Source organism: Nocardioides sp. REDSEA-S30_B4 (assembly GCF_001627265.1).
Classification (GTDB): domain Bacteria; phylum Actinomycetota; class Actinomycetes; order Propionibacteriales; family Nocardioidaceae; genus Nocardioides.
In genome coordinates this window covers 71,187-87,131 of the sequence record NZ_LUPI01000012.1, presented here as the reverse complement: position 1 = coordinate 87,131, position 15,945 = coordinate 71,187, and the positions used below count along the sequence as shown (strand labels likewise).

The following is a 15,945-nucleotide window of genomic DNA, read 5'->3' as shown; positions in this document are numbered from 1 at the left end:
GATCGGCAGGTCGTAGATCAGCTGGACCACGCCCTCCTGCGCGCCGAATTCGATCAGCACTGCGGCGACCATCTTGCGAAGGTCGTCCGCCCGGCTGCCGATGTCCTGCGACACCTTTCCGAACAGGGCATTCTCCAGCACCGTAAGGCCCGGGGCGAACTCCGCCGGATCCAGCGGCGCGAAGAGATCGCCGAGCTGGGCCAGCATGGTTTCGGAGTGGCTGTGGCGCAGTTCGAGGATGCGGGCCTGCATGTCTTCGGAGAAGGCCGGGCCGATCTTTTCCGCCGAGAGACGGAAGGGAATGGTCAGGAGGCGGCCAAGCTCTTCGGGGCGCTCTCGGACTGGGCCAAGGACCAGGGTCAGGACTGGGCCCAGGGCGTCTCGGGCATCGCCGAGCACGCCGCCCACACCGCCGCGCAGGTGCACGAGCACCTCGACGAGAACCTCCGCGAGAACCTGGCCAACGGCAGCCCGGAGTGCCGCTACTGCCCGGTGTGCCGCACGATCCACGTGGTGCGCCAGATGAGCCCGGAGGTGCGCGCGCACCTCACCACGGCGGCGACCTCGCTGCTGCAGGCGGCCGCCGGGGTCATGGCGGCCCAGCAGGGCGGCACCGAGGAGCGCCGCCAGGGCGTGGAGCACATCGACCTCGACGACGACGGCGCGTGGGACGACCCGCACACCGACACACCTACCGACAGAGAGACCGACGCGTGAGCCTGACCTGCGGCATCGACATCGGCGGCACCAAGATCCTCGGCGGTGTCGTGGACGAGGACGGCGCGATCCTGGCCGAGCTGCGCGTGGAGTCCCCGGCCACCGACGAGGAGGCCATCGAGCGCGCGGTCTGCGACCTCGTGCGCAGGCTGGCCGCCGAGCACGACGTCAGCGCCGTGGGCGTGGGCGCGGCCGGGTACGTCGACAAGAGCCGCTCCACGGTCATGTTCGCCCCCAACATCGCCTGGCGCGACGTGGCGCTGCGGGCCGAGCTGGAGCGCGACCTCGGCCTCCCGGTCGTGATCGAGAACGACGCGAACGTCGCGGCGTGGGGGGAGTTCCGCTTCGGGGCCGGGGCGGACGTGGACGACCTGCTGCTGGTCACCGTGGGCACGGGCGTGGGCGGCGGTCTCGTCCTCGACGGTTCGCTCTACCGGGGGGCGTTCGGCGTCGGTGCCGAGATCGGCCACATGCGGGTCGTGCCCGGCGGGGTGCTGTGCGGTTGCGGCAACCACGGCTGCTGGGAGCAGTACGCCTCCGGGTCGGCGATGGTGCGCGAGGCGCGGTCCGAGGCCCGCGGGGGCTCGTTGCTGGCTCGACGCCTGCTCGACCTCGCCGATGGCGACGTCGACCGGATCACCGGTCCACTGATCACCGAGGCCGCCCGTGCCGGTGACCCGTTCTCGGTCGAGCAGCTCGCCACCCTGGGTCGCTGGCTGGGCGAGGGCATCGCCTCCCTCGCCGCGATCCTCGACCCTGCCGTCTGCGTCATCGGCGGCGGCGTGAGCGAGGCGGGCGACCTCCTCCTGCAGCCGGTGCGTCAGGCCTTCGCGGCGCAGCTGACCGGCCGCGGACACCGTCCCAGCCTCGAGATCCGCAAGGCCCGCCTCGGCAACCGCGCCGGCCTCATCGGCGCTGCCGACCTGGCCCGGCGCTGACCGGGGCCCCTGAGATGTCGGTGGTCATCGGTGTGGACGTCGGTGGCACCAAGGTCGTCGCCGCGGAGGTCTCCGCGGAGGGCGAGGTGCTGCAGGTGGCTCGTCGCATGACGCCGGGCCGGCGGGTCGAGGTGGAGCTCGTCGAGGACGCACTGACCCAGGCCGTGGAGGAGGTGGCCGCAGGTCGCCGGGTGGCGGGCGTCGGGCTCGCGGCCGCCGGGTTCGTCGACGCCGCGGGGGAGAGGGTCATGTTCGCCCCGCACCTGCCCTGGCACGGTGAGCAGGTCCGCGCCCGGCTCACCGAGCGCTGGCAGGTGCCGGTCTTCCTCGACAACGACGCCAACTGCGCGGCTCGGGCGGAGACGGCGTACGGCGCTGCGGTCGGTGCGCGTGACGCGCTGGTCGTCACCCTCGGCACCGGCATCGGCGGTGCGGTGGTCCTCGGACGACAGCTGCACCGAGGGCGCAACGGGATGGCCGGCGAGTTCGGGCACATGCAGGTCGTGCCGGACGGACGCGACTGCGAGTGCGGCGGCCGCGGCTGCTGGGAGCAGTACTCCTCGGGCAACGCGCTGGTCCGGTTGGCGCGCGCCGCGCTGGAGTCGCCCGGGGCGGGCGGGGTGCTGCTCGACCTGGCCGACGGCGACCCCGCGCTGGTGGACGGGCCGATGGTGACCGAGGCGGCCGCGCAGGGCGACCAGGTCGCGCTGCAGGCCTTCGCCTCGGTCGGCCGCTGGCTCGGGACCGGCGTGGCCAACCTGGTAGCGGCCTTCGACCCCGAGGTGGTCGTGGTCGGTGGGGGAGTCTCCGCCGCGGGCGACCTGCTCCTGGAGCCGGCGCGCGCCGAGCTGGCTCGTTCCCTCGTCGGCGCCGCCGATCGCGTGGTCCCGCCGGTCATCCGTGCCGCCCACGGCCCCGAGGCCGGTGCGGTCGGCGCCGCCAGCATGGTGCGGGACGGGCTCGGCAGGGGAGCCCGACCGCGCCGGGCACGGTCGCGTCGCCCGCGCCGCACCCGCTAGTGTCGCGTCTCGGAAGTTGTTGAACGGTTGGCATCCTCAGGGTGCGTGCATCGCCAGGCGCCGGCGCGCAGCCATAGCCGTTCCTCTCGCAAGCGTCGGCAACGCAGCGAGGTGCGTGCCATGGGGGGCGCGAAGCGCCCAAGAACTTCTGGGACGCGGCACTAGGTGGCAGGTGCCCGGTCAGACCCGGGAGCCGTCGTCCCAGGGGTCGCGGGGCTCCTTGGGCATCCGGGCGACGAGGTAGCAGAACCCGCCCACGAACCACGCCACCATGAGGTAGCCCACCCACGAGGGCAGCCCGATGCTGAAGAGCAGGGAGACGAGCAGGAGGAGGGGCGCTCCGACGACACCGGCCCAGGCGATGCCGCGGTCGGGCTCGGGGACCGGCAGTGGCGGTGGCTCGGGCGGGACGTAGGTGTCCTCGTCCTCGCCGTACGCCCGTGTCGGCTCGGCCAGCTCGGCGGGCTCGTCCGGCTCCGGCTCCGGGGCCACGGCCCAGCCGTAGGCATCCGTCCGGGACTGCTGCTCGGCGGGCGTGCTCGGCCCGGGGTCGGGCTCGTCGTCGAGCTCGGCCCGCTCCCCGAAGTTCTCGACGATCGACCGCCAGGCCTCGTCGTCTCCCTCGCGCTGCACGGGCAAGAGCCTACGAGGTCACCCGTGCGACGAAAGCGGCCGACTCCTCCACGATGGTCTGGAGGTCGTTGTCGAGGGTGGCGACGTGGTAGCTCTCGGGCAGTCGCACGACGCTGACCTCACCCGACACGCCGCCGGTGATGATCGGCTCGGACGCCTCGTCGACGACGTGGTCGACGGTCGAGCGGAGGTAGAGCAGCGGCACCTTGATGCGCGGCAGGTCGGCGACCAGCGGACCCCAGGCCCGCATCATCGAGTGCGCCGCCTTGAGCGGGGTGCGGGTGTAGCCGTGCTCCTCGACACCGGGCTTCTTGATGTCGTTGGCGATGCCGGGGAAGGACGGCACGACGTGCTTGAGCACCGGCAGCAGCTTCACGTCCAGACGCTTCGTGGCGACGGCCGGGTTGACGACCACGACGCCGGACAGGGAAGGGGTGTCGGCCGCCAGGCGCAGCACGAGGGCGCCACCCATGGACAGACCGGCGGCGACGACGGCGTCGGTCCGGGCGGCGAGTCGGTCGTGGGCCGCGCGCAGCTCGGCGTACCAGTCGTCCCACGTGCGGGTGTTGAGGTCCTGCCAGGTGGTGCCGTGGCCGGGGAGCCGCGGCACCTCGACGGCGTACCCCTTCTCGGCCAGCGCCTCGGCCCACGGCTTCATCGACGCCGGCTGCCCGGTGAAGCCGTGGCTCAGGAGCACCCCGATCCGTCGTCCGCCGGTGGCGGAGGGGTCGGCGTCGGTCGCGAGCGGGCTGGCCAGGGGGTGCAGGGGCGCGGCGGTCATGCCGCGATCCTGCCGCATTGGAATAGGGTGGTGGGGTGTTCTACTGGTTCCTGAAGTGGATCGCCCTCGGTCCACTGCTGCGCGTCGTCTTCCGCCCGCAGACCGAGGGTGCCGAGCACGTGCCCGCGGAGGGTCCCGCGATCCTCGCGAGCAACCACCTCTCCTACGCCGACTGGCTGTTCATGCCGCTCACGCTGCCCCGTCGCGTCACCTTCGTCGCCAAGGCGGAGTACTTCACGGGCAAGGGCCTCAAGGGCTGGCTGCAGAAGACCTTCTTCTCCGGCTCGGGCCAGGTCCCCATCGACCGCTCGGGTGCCGACGCCGCTGCCGGAGCACTGCTCTCGGCCAAGCGGGTCCTCGGTGAGGGCGGGCTGTTCGGCATCTACCCCGAGGGCACGCGCAGCCACGACGGGAAGCTCTACCGCGGCAAGACCGGCGTCGCCCGGCTCGCGCTCGAGACCGGCGTGCCGGTGATCCCGGTCGCCGTCGTCGGCACCGACGTGGTGGCGCCGCCGGGCAAGAAGTTCGGTTCGTTCACCCGCCCGGTGGTGCGCTTCGGCAAGCCGCTGGACTTCTCGCGCTACGAGGGCCTGGAGAACGACCGCTACATCCTGCGCTCGATCACCGACGAGATCATGTACGAGATCATGCGGCTCTCCGGCCAGGAGTACGTCGACATGTACGCCACCCGCGCCAAGGAGCTCTCCAAGAGCGAGGCCGCCCAGGCAGCCCAGCCGGCCCCCGCTGACGGGGAGCGGAAGGCGTCCTGACCGCCGCGCCCGCGGGGACCGGGTCGGACCCGGCGGCCCGCGTCGTCGAGGACCGGCTCTTCCGCGCCCTGGCGGTGCTACGACTGGTCCTGGTCGCCAACACCCTCGGCGTCGGGCTCTACACCGCCGACGAGATGGTCCGCCCCGCGCTGGGTGGCGTCGTCGTGGCCGGTCTCGTCGCGTGGTCGTTGCTGGTCACCTGGGCGTACGCCGACGCGTCCCGTCGCACCTGGCGGCTGCTCGCCGTGGACCTCGCCGTCGCGCTCGTGGCGCTGGTGCTGACCCCCGTCGCGAAGCCGGAGGGGTTCGACGCCACGCTGGCCGGCTTCTGGGTGATGTCGCCGATGCTGGCCTGGGCCGCGCGGGCGGGGTGGCGTGGCGGCCTCCTCGCCGGGCTGCTGGTCGGCGGCACGGACCTGCTCATCCGCGACGACGTGACCCAGGGGACCTACGGCAACATCTTCCTGCTGGTCGTCGGTGGGCCCGTCGTGGGCTACCTGGTGGAGTCCTTGCAGCGCGCGGCCGTGGAGCGCGACCGTGCCGAGCGCGAGGCGGCGGCCGCGGCCGAGCGGGCGCGCCTGGCCCGCGCCGTCCACGACGGGGTGCTCCAGGTCCTCTCGCTCGTGCAGCGCCGCGGCGCCGAGCTCGGGGGAGAGGCCGCGGCGCTCGGGCGGGCCGCGGGGGAGCAGGAGGAGGCGCTGCGGGCGTTGATCCGCGCCCAGGACCGGGTCTCGGCCCGCGGGCCGGCGACCCGGGTGGACCTGTCCGACGCCCTGGCCGGGCTGGAGTCGATGAGCGTGGTCGTCTCCTTGCCGGGGCACGCCGTCGAGCTCGACGCCGACCGGGCGGCCGAGGTCGTCGCGGCGCTGCGGGCGTGCCTGGACAACGTCGAGCGGCACGCCGGGCCGGACGCCACGGCGTGGGTGCTGCTGGAGGCGCTGCCCGACAAGGTCTCGGTGTCGGTGCGCGACGACGGTCCCGGCATCGTGGACGGCCGCCTGTCCGAGGCGGTCGCCGACGGGCGGCTGGGCGTCTCAGGCTCGATCGTCGGGCGGCTGCGCGACCTCGGTGGCCGAGCCGACCTCGCGACCGGTCCATGGGGCACCGAGTGGACGCTGACCCTGCCTCGGGAGGCACCGTGACGATCCACGACACCCACCCCTTCGCCGACCCACACCCCGACCCGGTACGCCGGTTCCGCGGACGTCTTGGCGGGGCGGTGACCCTGTGGACCACCGGCTCGGGGCCCGACCGGGTCGGTCTGACGGTCTCCTCCCTCGTGGTCGCCCTGGGCGAGCCCTCGCACGTGATCGGTCTGCTCGACCCGGACGCCGACCTGACCGAGACCCTCCGGGACACCGGCCGGGCGGTCGTGCAGGTGCTCGCCTGGAGCGACCGCGCGCTGGGGGAGGCGTTCGCCGGCATGGCTCCGGCACCCGGCGGGCCGTTCCGGATGGCCGACTTCGAGGACACCCCGTGGGGGCCGCGACTGGTCACGGCCGGCACCTGGGCGGGCGTCGAGCTCGTCGACGAGCGCGAGGTCGGCTGGTCGGCGGAGGTCACCTGCCGCATCGCGCACCTCGAGGTCGCCGACGACCCTGCCTCGGGCGCCCTGGGCCACCGCCGCGGGCGGTGGCTCCCGTTGGTGCACCCGGGCCATCCTCTAGGGTCCGACGCGTGAGCGAGGCGCTGCGCGTGATGGTGGTCGACGACCACCCGATGTGGCGCGACGCCGTGGAACGGGACCTCGCCGACGCCGGCTTCGACGTCGTGGCGGTGGCCGCCGACGGTCACCAGGCGGTGGCGCGGTTCCCCGCAGCTCGCCCGCAGGTCGTCGTCCTGGACCTGCAGATCCCCGGACCGAACGGGGTCGAGGTCACCGAGACGGTGCTGCGCCACGACCCGTCCGCCCGGGTGCTGATCCTCTCGGCCAGCGGCGAGCAGGAGGATGTCCTGGCCGCGGTGAAGGCGGGCGCGACCGGCTACCTGGTCAAGTCCGCCTCGCGCGAGCAGCTGATCGACGCGGTGCGCCGCACGGCAGCCGGGGACCCGGTCTTCACGCCGGGACTGGCCGGCCTGGTGCTGGGGGAGTACCGCCGGCTCTCCGAGCCCGCTGCCGACGACCCGGACCGGCCGCAGCTCACCGAGCGCGAGACCGAGGTGCTGCGGATGGTCGCCACGGGGATGTCCTACAAGCAGATCGCCGAGCGACTCGTCCTCTCCCACCGCACGGTGCAGAACCACGTGCAGAACACCCTGCGCAAGCTGCAGCTGCACAACCGCGTCGAGCTGACCCGGTGGGCGATCGAGCAGGGGCTCGACGAGCCGGACGGCCCGGCCTGATGACCTCGCCTCATGGCTGAGCGCGACGACCTCACCGAGCAGCTGCTCGGGCTCGCCGAGCGGCTCTACGGGCTCCCGCTGGCCGAGTTCACCCCAGCGCGCGACGCGCTCGTCAAGCAGCACAAGGGCACCGACCTCGCCCCGCGGCTCAAGGCGTTGCGCAAGCCGTCGACCGCTGCATGGGTGGTCGACCTGCTGGTGCGGCACGAGACCGAGCAGGTCGAGCAGGTCCTGCAGGTCGGCTCCGCCCTGCGGGAGGCCCAGGCCTCGATGTCGGCCGAGGAGCTCCGTGCGCTGACCAAGCAGCGTCGACAGCTCACGGCGGCGGTCACGACCACCGCCCGCGGTCTCGCCCGTCGGCACGGGCTGAAGGTGACGCAGGCGGTCGCCGACCAGGTCGAGGCGACGTTGACCGCCGCCATGGTCGACGCCGACTGCGCGCAGGCGGTGCGCAGCGGGCTGCTCGTCACCGCGCTGACGTCCACCGGGGTGGACGCGGTCGACGTGGCCGCGGCCGTCGCGCTCCCCGACGCACTCGGGTTCGAGGCCGCACCCGCGCCCGCGGAGCCGCCCGCGGAGCGACCGGTGCTGAGCGTCGTACCCGACCCCGACGCGGACGCGAAGGCCAGGCGCGCTGCGGAGGAGGCCCTCGCCGAGGCGGAGGGCGAGGTCGCGGACGCCGATGCCGCCTGGGAGGAGGCACAGGCCGAGGTCGAGCAGCTCGAGGCGCGCGCCCTGGAGCTCCAGGCGGAGATCGACGAGCTCAAGCGACGGCTGGCCGACCTGGAGAACGACGCCGACGACGTGGACGACGCGCTCGAGGAGGCCGAGGAGGTCCGTGACGAGGCCCAGGCCGTGCGCGACGAGGCGCGCGCCGCCCGTGACGACGCCGCCGCTGCGCTGGAGCGGCTGGGCTGACGCACGACGCCGCCGTCTGCTCAGTCGGCGAGTCGCCGGCCAGGTCGCCGAGGAGCCAGCTGCGACAGCGCTCGAAGTTGCCACTGGCCGTCGTCGCCCGGGGGCGAGGATCATCGGTGCATGACCACCTACACCGGCGACGAGTTCGAGGGCGCGACGTTCCAGAGCGCCAGTCTCAAGGGCGCGACCATCCGCTTCTCCGACGTCAGCAGCGTGGTGATGCGCAGCGTCGACGTCGGTGGGCTGGACATCGACAGTCACGACCTGGAGCTCGGGACGCTGCTGGTGAACGGGGTTGACGTGGTGCCCCTGGTCGAGGCCGAGCTCGACCGGCTGTTCCCGGGACGTGGACTGCGCAGGGCCGAGACGCCCGAGGGCCTACGGGCTGCCTGGGTCGCCGCGCAAGGGGCCTGGGCGGAGACGGTGGTTGCCACTCCGGTCCACCTCGTCGACGCGCACGTGCCCGACGAGTGGTCCCTCGCCCAGACCCTGCGCCACCTCGTGCTCGCCACCGACTGCTGGCTGGGCAAGGCGATCCGCGGTGAGGAACAGCCCTTTCACGAGATCGGGCAGATCTTCGACGGTGCGGCGCAGATGGGCTTCGACATGTCGATCTTCCGACCCGAGCCACCGACGTACGAGGAGGTGCTGGCCGTCCGTGCCGAGAAGCAGCGGCAGGTGACCGAGTTCCTGGACTCGGTCACGCCGGAGCACCTCGCCGAGGAGCGCGACAACCCCTGGGGTGGCGGTGACTGGCACCCGACCGTCGGTGACTGCGTGCGCGTCATCCTCGAGGAGGAGTGGGCGCACCTGCGCTACATCCGCCGCGACCTCGCGATCCTGGGGCAGGGCTAGGGGGTCGCCCAGCCCTTCGACCGCTCGACCGCCTCGGTCCACCGCCGGTGGGCGGCGTCGGCGTCGGCACGGTCGCCGGACGGGGTGAACGCGCGGTCGAGCTGCCAGGTGGCGCGCAGTTGGTCGGTGGAGTCCCAGACCCCCGTGCCGAGGCCGGCCAGGAACGCGGCGCCGAGCGCCGTGGTCTCGGTCAGGCGCGGCCGGTCGACGGTGACGCCGAGCTGGTCGGCCTGGATCTGGCAGAGCAGGTCGTTGGCGCAGGCGCCGCCGTCGACCTTGAGGGTGTCGCGCGCCGGCATGGTCTCGATGACGTCGCGCACCTCGAAGGCGATCGCCTCCAACGTCGCGCGCACCAGGTGGGCACGCGTCGTGCCGCGGGTCAGGCCGAGGATCGTGCCACGGGCGTGCGGGTCCCAGTGCGGGGCACCGAGGCCGGTGAGGGCGGGCACGAAGACGACGCCGTCGGAGGAGTCGACGGTCGAGGCGACCGCCTGGGTCTCGGCCGCGGACCCGACGATCTGGAGGCCGTCGCGCAGCCACTGCACCGCGGCCCCGGTGACGAAGATGGCGCCCTCGAGGGCGTAGGTGAGCTCGCCGTCGGGGGAGCGCCACGCGGCCGTGCTGAGCAGGCCGGCGTCGGAGCGGACGAGCTCGCTGCCGGTGTTGGTGAGGATGAACGAGCCGGTGCCGTAGGTGCACTTGGCGTCGCCGGGGTCGAAGCAGGTCTGGCCGAACAGCGCCGACTGCTGGTCGCCCGCGATGCCGGCGATCGGCAGCTCGAGGTCGAGGAACGAGCGCGGGTCGCTGACCGCGATGTCGCCCCAGCTGGGGACGAGGTCGGGCAGCGCGTCGCGGGGTACGCCGAAGAGACCGCACAGCTCGTCGGACCAGTCGCCCGTGGTGAGGTCGAACAGCAGCGTGCGGCTGGCGTTGGACACGTCGGTGACGTGGTGGAGCCCGCGCGTCATCCGGGCGATGAGGTAGGAGTCGACCGTGCCGACGGCGTACCTGCCCTCCTCGACCAGACCCCAGGTGCGCGGCTCCTGCTCCGCGAGCCACCGCAGCTTGGTGCCGGAGAAGTAGGGGTCCAGGCGCAGGCCGGTCAGCTCGGTGATGCGCTCCTCGTGGCCCTCCTCGCGCAGGCGCACGCAGATGTCGGCGGTGCGGCGGTCCTGCCACACGATGGCGCGGCGGGGGGAGCCGAGGGTCTCGCGGTCCCACAGCAGCACCGTCTCGCGCTGGTTGGTGATGCCGATGCCCCTGAGGTGCGAGGCGTCGACCTGCGTGAGCGCGTCGCGGGTGGCCTCGAGCGTGGCCTGCCAGATCTCCTCCGGTGCGTGCTCCACCCAGCCCGGCTTCGGGAAGTGCTGGGCGAACTCCTGGTAGCCCTTGGCGACGATGTCGCCGCTGTCGGAGACGACGACGGCGGTGACCCCGGTCGTGCCGGCGTCGATGGCCAGGATGCTGCCGCTCACTGCGCGCCCTCCTCGCCGCGGGCGATCGCGAGGATGCGCCGGTCGACCCACGAGAGGTCCTCGGCGACCCGCATCTCGTAGTTCTCCGCGCCGACCCAACTCTCGAGGTCGCGGTGGCCGGCGGCGCGCGCGACGCCTTCGAGCTCCTCGCGCAGCTCCGGGGTCATCGGCACCTTCTCCTCCTCGGTGGAGGCGGTGAGGTAGAGGTCGTTGAGGGCGAGCAGGCGCTGCAGCTCCTCGACGGGGGCGGTGTGGTCGTCGACGCGCAGGTCGACCTCTATGTCGTCCATGCCGCCGTACCCGGCGCCCTCGCTTACGACGAGGACGGCTGCCGACTGGCGCCCCCGACTGTCCCCGCCGGCCCGGTCGCCGGCCTCGAGGGCGGCGAGGAGCCGCTGGGCGAGCGGGGCCTCGGGGTCGCTGGCGAGGAAAGCGGCCTCCATCGCCGAGACGACCTCCTCGCCGGTGAGGATGTTGCCCTGGATGGCGTACCCGTCGCCGGTCACGCTGCCCGCCCAGTCCAGGCACGCGCTGCCGGTGTGGCTGGCGGCGTTGCCCTCGACGTCGACGATCCCGACCTGTCGGTGGTCGCGCCCCTCGTCCTCCTCGAGCAGCCGCTGCAGGGCCACCGAGGCGGTGGCACCCTCGTCGAGGTGGGCGAGCGCGAGGCCCTTGTAGGCGACGTTGGCGTGGGCCTGGGTCGCGATGGCGCCGACCTGGGCGACCGCGGCCGGGACGGCGCTGCCCACGGCGAGGAACTTCGAGGCCACGGCGACCCCCCACGAGGCGGTCTCGGGATCGGGACCGGCGGACCTGGCGACGATCGAGAAGGTCATGGCAGGAACCCTATCCGTGTGTGACCCGGGCCATGGAGGGCTAGTGTCGTGGCATGCGAGTGGGAGTCCTGACCGGAGGCGGGGACTGCCCCGGCCTCAACGCCGTCATCCGTGCCGTCGTCCGCAAGGGCGTCAAGGAGCACGGGTTCGAGTTCGTCGGCTACCGCAACGGGTGGAAGGGCCCGTTGGAGGGGCTCACGATGCCGCTGGGCATCGAGGAGTGCCGCGGCATCCTGCCCCGCGGCGGCACGATCCTCGGCTCGTCGCGGACCAACCCGTTCAAGCTGGACCACGGCGTCCAGCAGATCACCGACAACCTCGCGCGCGACGGCGTGGACGCCCTGGTCGCGATCGGCGGCGAGGACACCCTCGGCGTGGCCACGAAGCTTGCCGAGCTGGGGGTCGACGTGGTCGGGGTCCCGAAGACCATCGACAACGACCTGTCCGGCACCGACTTCACCTTCGGCTTCGACACCGCGGTCAACATCGCCACCGAGGCCATCGACCGGCTGCACACCACCGCCGAGTCCCACCACCGCGTGCTGGTGGTCGAGGTCATGGGCCGCCATGCCGGCTGGATCGCCCTGCACTCCGGGATCGCGGGGGGCGCGAGCGCCGTGCTCATCCCCGAGCAGCCCTTCGACATCGAGGCGGTCTGCCGGCACGTGGAGGCGCGCTTCGAGTCCGAGTACGCCCCGATCATCGTGGTCTCCGAGGGCGCTGTCCCCAAGGAGGGCGGCGGCATGACCCTGCAGTCGGGGGAGAAGGACGACTTCGGCCACGTGCGTCTCGGCGGCATCGGCGACCGCCTGGCCTCCGAGATCGAGGAGCGGACCGGCAAGGAGGCGCGGGCCGTCGTCCTCGGGCACGTCCAGCGCGGCGGCACGCCCACGGCCTTCGACCGCTGGCTCGCCACCCGCCTGGGCCTGCACGCCGCCGACGCGGTCGCCGAGGGCGACTTCGGCACGATGATGGCGCTGCACGGCACGAGGATCGCCAGGGTCCCGCTCGCCGAGGGCACCGGCGAGCTCAAGGTGGTCAGTCCCGCGGAGTACGCCGAGGCCGAGGTGTTCTTCGGCTGATGGCTGCCGCCGCGACCGGTGCCGCCGGGGACCGTGACCGCAACGCCGAGGGTCGCGCCGAGCAGGCGCGGCCCCGTGACCGGCTGGGACGGCCGCTGCCCTACGGCTCGCCCGGGCTGCCCCCGATCGACGAGACGCCCCGCTCACCGGAGGAGACGCTGGCCTACGCCCGGTCGCTGCTCGACGACGGCCGTCCCTTCGCCGCCCACGAGGCGCTCGAGGTGCGCTGGAAGTCCTGCCCCGAGCAGGAGCGCCCGCTCTGGCAGGGGCTGGCCCAGCTGTGCGTGGCCCTCACCCACGCAGAGCGGAGCAACGCGGTCGGCGCCCGTCGGCTGCTCGACCGCGCCGCCGGCCACCTGGGGGCGTACGCCGACGGCGACCCGCCGACGTACGGGCTGGACCTGGACGAGGTGCTCGCCTGCGCGCGGCGCCGGGTCGAGGGGTGACGTCCGCGGTCGGACGAGTCGACCGATGACCCGCCGTCAGAGTCGCCCGGCGGTCCGGCCCGGGGTGGTTTGCCGTGCCCTTCCGCGGGAGAGCATCTGCGGTTGAGCGGGCCGGGACCGGCTCCGGGCAGGGAGGCTCCCATGACCAGCGAGAGCGCCACACAGGTGGACGCAGCGGACGACACCGGCGACGGGAGTCCCCTCAAGCGGGCGATCGGTCCGCGGCTGCTGCTCTTCTTCGTCGTCGGCGACATCATCGGGGCCGGTGTCTTCGCGATCACCGGTGACGTGGCGGCCCAGGTGGGCGGGGTGGCGTGGCTGCCGTTCCTCGTGGCCTTCGCCGTGGCCGCCCTGACAGCCCTCAGCTACCTCGAGCTGGTGACGCGGCACCCGCAGGCGGCCGGAGCGGCGCTGTTCGTCCACAAGGCCTTCGACATCCACTTCGTCACCTTCCTGGTGGCCTTCGCGGTCGTCTGCTCGGGCATCACCAGCGCCTCGACGTCCTCGGGGCTGGTGGCCTCCAACCTGCTGCTGGGCCTGGACAACCTCCTCGGCGGTGTCCCCACCGGCACCGGCGCCACGCTCGCCGTCGCCCTCGGCTTCATGCTGGTCCTGGCGGCGGTCAACCTGCGCGGGGTCGGCGAGAGCGTGAAGCTCAACGTCGTGCTGACCTCGGTGGTCGTCGTGGCGCTCACCGTGATCATCGCCATCGGTGCGTGGGCCGTCGTCAGCGGCGAGGGCGAGGTCGGCCGCGTGGTGGTCTTCGAGACGCCGGGGGAGAAGTCGGCGTTCCTGGCGATCACCATCGCCACGACCGTCGCGTTCTTCGCGATGGTCGGGTTCGAGGACTCGGTGAACATGGTGGAGGAGGTCAAGGACCCCTCGCGCACCTTCCCGCGGATCCTGCTCACCGGTCTGGCGATCTGCGCCGGTGTCTACGTCCTGGTGGCCCTGGCGGTGGTCGTGGTGATCCCGCCCGGCGACATCGCCGACCCCGCCAACCCCGACGCCGGAATCCTGCTGGACGTCGTGCGGGTCGGTGCTCCAGGGCTGCCGATCGACGACGTCTTCCCCTTCCTCACCATCTGCGCGGTCGGCAACACGGCCCTGATCAACATGCTGATGGCCAGCCGCCTGGTCTACGGGATGGCCAAGCAGGACGTCCTGCCCCGCTCCCTGGCGGCGGTGCTGCCCGGGCGGCGGTCCCCGTGGGCGGCCATCCCGTTCACCACGCTCATGGCCCTCGGGCTCATCACGTTCGTCCGGCTGCGCTCGGAGACCGAGGTGGTCTCCGCGCTGGCCGGCACGACGGGCCTGCTGCTGCTCGCGGTCTTCGCCGTGGTCAACGTCGCCTGCCTGGTGCTGCGTCGTCGCGACCCCGGGGACGCGGACGGCTTCAGCGCGCCGCGCTGGACGCCGTACGTCGGTGCCGTCAGCGCGGCGTTCCTGGTCGGCCCCTGGGCCCGCGTCGCGGAGGACCACGTGCAGTACCGCATCGCCGGGGTCCTGCTGGCCATCGGCGTGGTGCTGTGGGTGCTGACGTGGCTCACCAACCGCGGCATCCGCGCCAAGAAGACCGGGTTCCGCGACCCCGAGGCGCTGCGCGAGTAGACCTCGCGGGGCGCCGGGCCTGTCCACGTCGCGCCGCGGACTCGGAGCCTGGCCGGGGCTCGACGTACCCTGGATCGGTGAGCATCCCGACCCTCGAGAGCCTGCACGCGATCGGCGCCCTCCAGCAGCCGACGTACCCCGACCGCGGGGCGCTCGACGACGCCGTGGCCCGACTGCGCACCATGCCCCCGCTGGTCTTCGCGGGCGAGTGCGACGACCTCACCGACAAGCTGGCCGCGGTCACCCGCGGGGAGGCGTTCCTTCTGCAGGGCGGCGACTGCGCCGAGACCTTCGCCGAGGTCACCGCCGACAACGTCCGCAACAAGCTGCGGGTGCTGCTGCAGATGGCCGTCGTCATGACCTACGCCGGCTCGGTGCCCGTCGTGAAGCTGGGCCGGCTGGCCGGGCAGTACGCCAAGCCACGCAGCTCCGACGAGGAGACCCGGGTCGTCGACGGCCAGGAGGTCACCCTCCCGGCCTACCGCGGCGACGTGGTCAACGGCTTCGAGTTCACGCCCGAGGCGCGCATCCCCGACCCCAAGCGGCTGCTCGACGCCTACAACGCCTCCGCCGCGACGCTCAACCTCGTGCGCGCCTTCGTCACCGGCGGCTACGCCGACCTGCGCCAGGTCCACACCTGGAACACCGACTTCGTGAAGACCTCGCCCGCGGGCCAGCGCTACGAGCAGCTGGCCGGCGAGATCGACAAGGCGCTGTCGTTCATGGAGGCCATCGGCGCCGACCCCGAGGAGCTCCGCCGCGTCGACTTCCACTCCAGCCACGAGGCGCTGCTGATGGAGTACGAGCACGCGATGACCCGCGTCGACTCCCGCACCGAGCAGCCCTACAACGTCTCGGGCCACTTCGTCTGGATCGGTGAGCGCACCCGCCAGCTCGACGGCGCCCACGTGGAGTACTTCCGCCACATCCGCAACCCCATCGGGGTCAAGCTCGGCCCCACGGCCACCGCCGACGACGCGCTGGCGCTCGCCGCCCAGCTCAACCCGGAGAACACCCCCGGCCGCCTCACCTTCATCACCCGCTTCGGCGCCGACAAGGTCCGCGAGGGCCTGCCCGGCCTGGTGGAGAAGGTCACCGCCGAGGGCGTCCAGGTGGCCTGGGTCTGCGACCCGATGCACGGCAACACCTTCACCTCCTCCACCGGCTACAAGACCCGTCGCCTCGACGACGTCGTCGGCGAGGTGCAGGGCTTCTTCGACGTCCACCGCAGCCTCGGCACCTGGCCCGGTGGCATCCTGGTCGAGATGACCGGCGACGACGTCACCGAGTGCATCGGCGGCGGCGAGGAGCTCGACGAGCACGGGCTCGCGCACCGCTACGAGTCGGTCGTCGACCCGCGCCTCAACCGCGTGCAGTCCCTCGAGCTGGCCTTCCAGGTGGCCGACATGTTGCGAGCCGTTTCGCCCTGAACGAAGAGAAGGACGAAACGTGCGCGAGCAAGGTTGAGGAGCGTCGACGGAGCGACCGAGCTGGCGAGGTCGGACCGTGACGCGTCTCGAA

At 72.9% G+C, this 15,945-nt stretch carries 18 protein-coding genes; 13 read left to right on the top strand and 5 right to left on the bottom strand.

The features are described from left to right. A partial coding sequence (locus A6R01_RS04390) for a hypothetical protein (RefSeq protein ID WP_292603953.1) occupies nt 1-252 on the bottom strand: 252 nt, incomplete at its 3' end. Here A6R01_RS04390 and A6R01_RS04385 point away from each other — a divergent pair. From A6R01_RS04385 to A6R01_RS04375, 3 genes are read left to right on the top strand one after another with little or no spacing between them, the layout of a single operon-like run. Next, complete coding sequence (locus A6R01_RS04385; protein WP_292603951.1) at nt 223-717, top strand: hypothetical protein; 495 nt, start codon at nt 223-225, stop codon at nt 715-717. The genes A6R01_RS04390 and A6R01_RS04385 overlap by 30 nt on opposite strands. Next, nucleotides 714-1,655, top strand: a complete 942-nt coding sequence (locus A6R01_RS04380) for an ROK family glucokinase (RefSeq protein ID WP_292603949.1) — start codon at nt 714-716, stop codon at nt 1,653-1,655. The genes A6R01_RS04385 and A6R01_RS04380 overlap by 4 nt, the downstream gene beginning before the upstream one ends. 14 nt (nt 1,656-1,669) lie before the next feature. Next, nucleotides 1,670-2,674, top strand: a complete 1,005-nt coding sequence (locus A6R01_RS04375; protein WP_292603947.1) for an ROK family protein — start codon at nt 1,670-1,672, stop codon at nt 2,672-2,674. Nucleotides 2,675-2,854: 180 nt separating this feature from the next. Here A6R01_RS04375 and A6R01_RS04370 read toward each other — a convergent pair whose 3' ends face one another. Both A6R01_RS04370 and A6R01_RS04365 read right to left on the bottom strand, forming a co-directional pair. Continuing rightward, nucleotides 2,855-3,307, bottom strand: coding sequence for a hypothetical protein (locus A6R01_RS04370; RefSeq protein WP_292603945.1), 453 nt, complete (start codon nt 3,305-3,307; stop codon nt 2,855-2,857). A gap of 10 nt (nt 3,308-3,317) precedes the next feature. Continuing rightward, nucleotides 3,318-4,088, bottom strand: coding sequence for an alpha/beta fold hydrolase (locus tag A6R01_RS04365; protein ID WP_292603943.1), 771 nt, complete (start codon nt 4,086-4,088; stop codon nt 3,318-3,320). A 35-nt stretch (nt 4,089-4,123) separates the two neighbouring features. Between A6R01_RS04365 and A6R01_RS04360 the strand changes: the two genes are divergently transcribed. From A6R01_RS04360 to A6R01_RS04335, 6 genes are all read left to right on the top strand, one after another. After that, entirely contained in the window at nt 4,124-4,858 is a 735-nt protein-coding gene (locus tag A6R01_RS04360) for a 1-acyl-sn-glycerol-3-phosphate acyltransferase (RefSeq protein WP_292603942.1), read from the top strand. Beyond that, the gene (locus A6R01_RS04355) at nt 4,855-6,000 is read left to right on the top strand and encodes a DUF5931 domain-containing protein (protein WP_292603959.1); all 1,146 of its coding nucleotides are present in this window, start codon (nt 4,855-4,857) and stop codon (nt 5,998-6,000) included. The genes A6R01_RS04360 and A6R01_RS04355 overlap by 4 nt, the downstream gene beginning before the upstream one ends. Further along, nucleotides 5,997-6,539 (top strand): flavin reductase, encoded by a 543-nt coding sequence (locus A6R01_RS04350; protein WP_292603940.1) that lies wholly within the window; start codon nt 5,997-5,999, stop codon nt 6,537-6,539. The genes A6R01_RS04355 and A6R01_RS04350 overlap by 4 nt, the downstream gene beginning before the upstream one ends. A gap of 17 nt (nt 6,540-6,556) precedes the next feature. Then, nucleotides 6,557-7,201, top strand: a complete 645-nt coding sequence (locus tag A6R01_RS04345) for a response regulator transcription factor (RefSeq protein ID WP_292603957.1) — start codon at nt 6,557-6,559, stop codon at nt 7,199-7,201. A gap of 12 nt (nt 7,202-7,213) precedes the next feature. Beyond that, complete coding sequence (locus A6R01_RS04340; RefSeq protein ID WP_292603938.1) at nt 7,214-8,119, top strand: hypothetical protein; 906 nt, start codon at nt 7,214-7,216, stop codon at nt 8,117-8,119. 120 nt (nt 8,120-8,239) lie between these two features. Then, nucleotides 8,240-8,974, top strand: a complete 735-nt coding sequence (locus tag A6R01_RS04335) for a DinB family protein (protein ID WP_292603936.1) — start codon at nt 8,240-8,242, stop codon at nt 8,972-8,974. Here A6R01_RS04335 and glpK read toward each other — a convergent pair. Together glpK and A6R01_RS04325 are read right to left on the bottom strand one after the other, a co-directional pair. Continuing rightward, the gene (gene glpK, locus A6R01_RS04330; RefSeq protein WP_292603935.1) at nt 8,971-10,449 is read right to left on the bottom strand and encodes a glycerol kinase GlpK; all 1,479 of its coding nucleotides are present in this window, start codon (nt 10,447-10,449) and stop codon (nt 8,971-8,973) included. The two genes, A6R01_RS04335 and glpK, sit on opposite strands and share 4 nt — an antisense overlap. Then, nucleotides 10,446-11,285 (bottom strand): DUF1028 domain-containing protein, encoded by an 840-nt coding sequence (locus tag A6R01_RS04325; RefSeq protein ID WP_292603933.1) that lies wholly within the window; start codon nt 11,283-11,285, stop codon nt 10,446-10,448. The genes glpK and A6R01_RS04325 overlap by 4 nt, the downstream gene beginning before the upstream one ends. Before the next feature lie 53 nt (nt 11,286-11,338). On the opposite strand from A6R01_RS04325, the gene A6R01_RS04320 reads away from it, so the two are divergent. The 4 genes from A6R01_RS04320 to A6R01_RS04305 all read left to right on the top strand — a co-directional run bounded on the left by A6R01_RS04320 (nt 11,339) and on the right by A6R01_RS04305 (nt 15,854). Next, nucleotides 11,339-12,367, top strand: a complete 1,029-nt coding sequence (locus A6R01_RS04320; RefSeq protein WP_292603931.1) for a 6-phosphofructokinase — start codon at nt 11,339-11,341, stop codon at nt 12,365-12,367. Continuing rightward, complete coding sequence (locus A6R01_RS04315) at nt 12,367-12,813, top strand: DUF309 domain-containing protein (protein ID WP_292603929.1); 447 nt, start codon at nt 12,367-12,369, stop codon at nt 12,811-12,813. Before A6R01_RS04320 ends, A6R01_RS04315 begins: the two co-directional genes overlap by 1 nt. A gap of 141 nt (nt 12,814-12,954) precedes the next feature. Further along, complete coding sequence (locus A6R01_RS04310) at nt 12,955-14,424, top strand: APC family permease (protein ID WP_292603927.1); 1,470 nt, start codon at nt 12,955-12,957, stop codon at nt 14,422-14,424. Between the two features lie 77 nt (nt 14,425-14,501). Continuing rightward, nucleotides 14,502-15,854, top strand: a complete 1,353-nt coding sequence (locus A6R01_RS04305) for a class II 3-deoxy-7-phosphoheptulonate synthase (protein ID WP_292603925.1) — start codon at nt 14,502-14,504, stop codon at nt 15,852-15,854. The last annotated feature ends 91 nt before the right edge of the window (nt 15,855-15,945 follow it).

What these genes read in the sequence shown, in the direction of transcription:
- A6R01_RS04365 (WP_292603943.1), bottom strand. Translation starts at nt 4,088, where the DNA reads ATGACCGCCGCGCCCCTGCACCCCCTGGCCAGCCCGCTCGCGACCGAC.
- A6R01_RS04310 (WP_292603927.1), top strand. Translation starts at nt 12,955, where the DNA reads ATGACCAGCGAGAGCGCCACACAGGTGGACGCAGCGGACGACACCGGC.
- A6R01_RS04335 (WP_292603936.1), top strand. Translation starts at nt 8,240, where the DNA reads ATGACCACCTACACCGGCGACGAGTTCGAGGGCGCGACGTTCCAGAGC.
- A6R01_RS04345 (WP_292603957.1), top strand. Translation starts at nt 6,557, where the DNA reads ATGGTGGTCGACGACCACCCGATGTGGCGCGACGCCGTGGAACGGGAC.
- A6R01_RS04320 (WP_292603931.1), top strand. Translation starts at nt 11,339, where the DNA reads ATGCGAGTGGGAGTCCTGACCGGAGGCGGGGACTGCCCCGGCCTCAAC.
- A6R01_RS04340 (WP_292603938.1), top strand. Translation starts at nt 7,214, where the DNA reads ATGGCTGAGCGCGACGACCTCACCGAGCAGCTGCTCGGGCTCGCCGAG.
- A6R01_RS04325 (WP_292603933.1), bottom strand. Translation starts at nt 11,285, where the DNA reads ATGACCTTCTCGATCGTCGCCAGGTCCGCCGGTCCCGATCCCGAGACC.
- A6R01_RS04315 (WP_292603929.1), top strand. Translation starts at nt 12,367, where the DNA reads ATGGCTGCCGCCGCGACCGGTGCCGCCGGGGACCGTGACCGCAACGCC.
- A6R01_RS04375 (WP_292603947.1), top strand. Translation starts at nt 1,670, where the DNA reads ATGTCGGTGGTCATCGGTGTGGACGTCGGTGGCACCAAGGTCGTCGCC.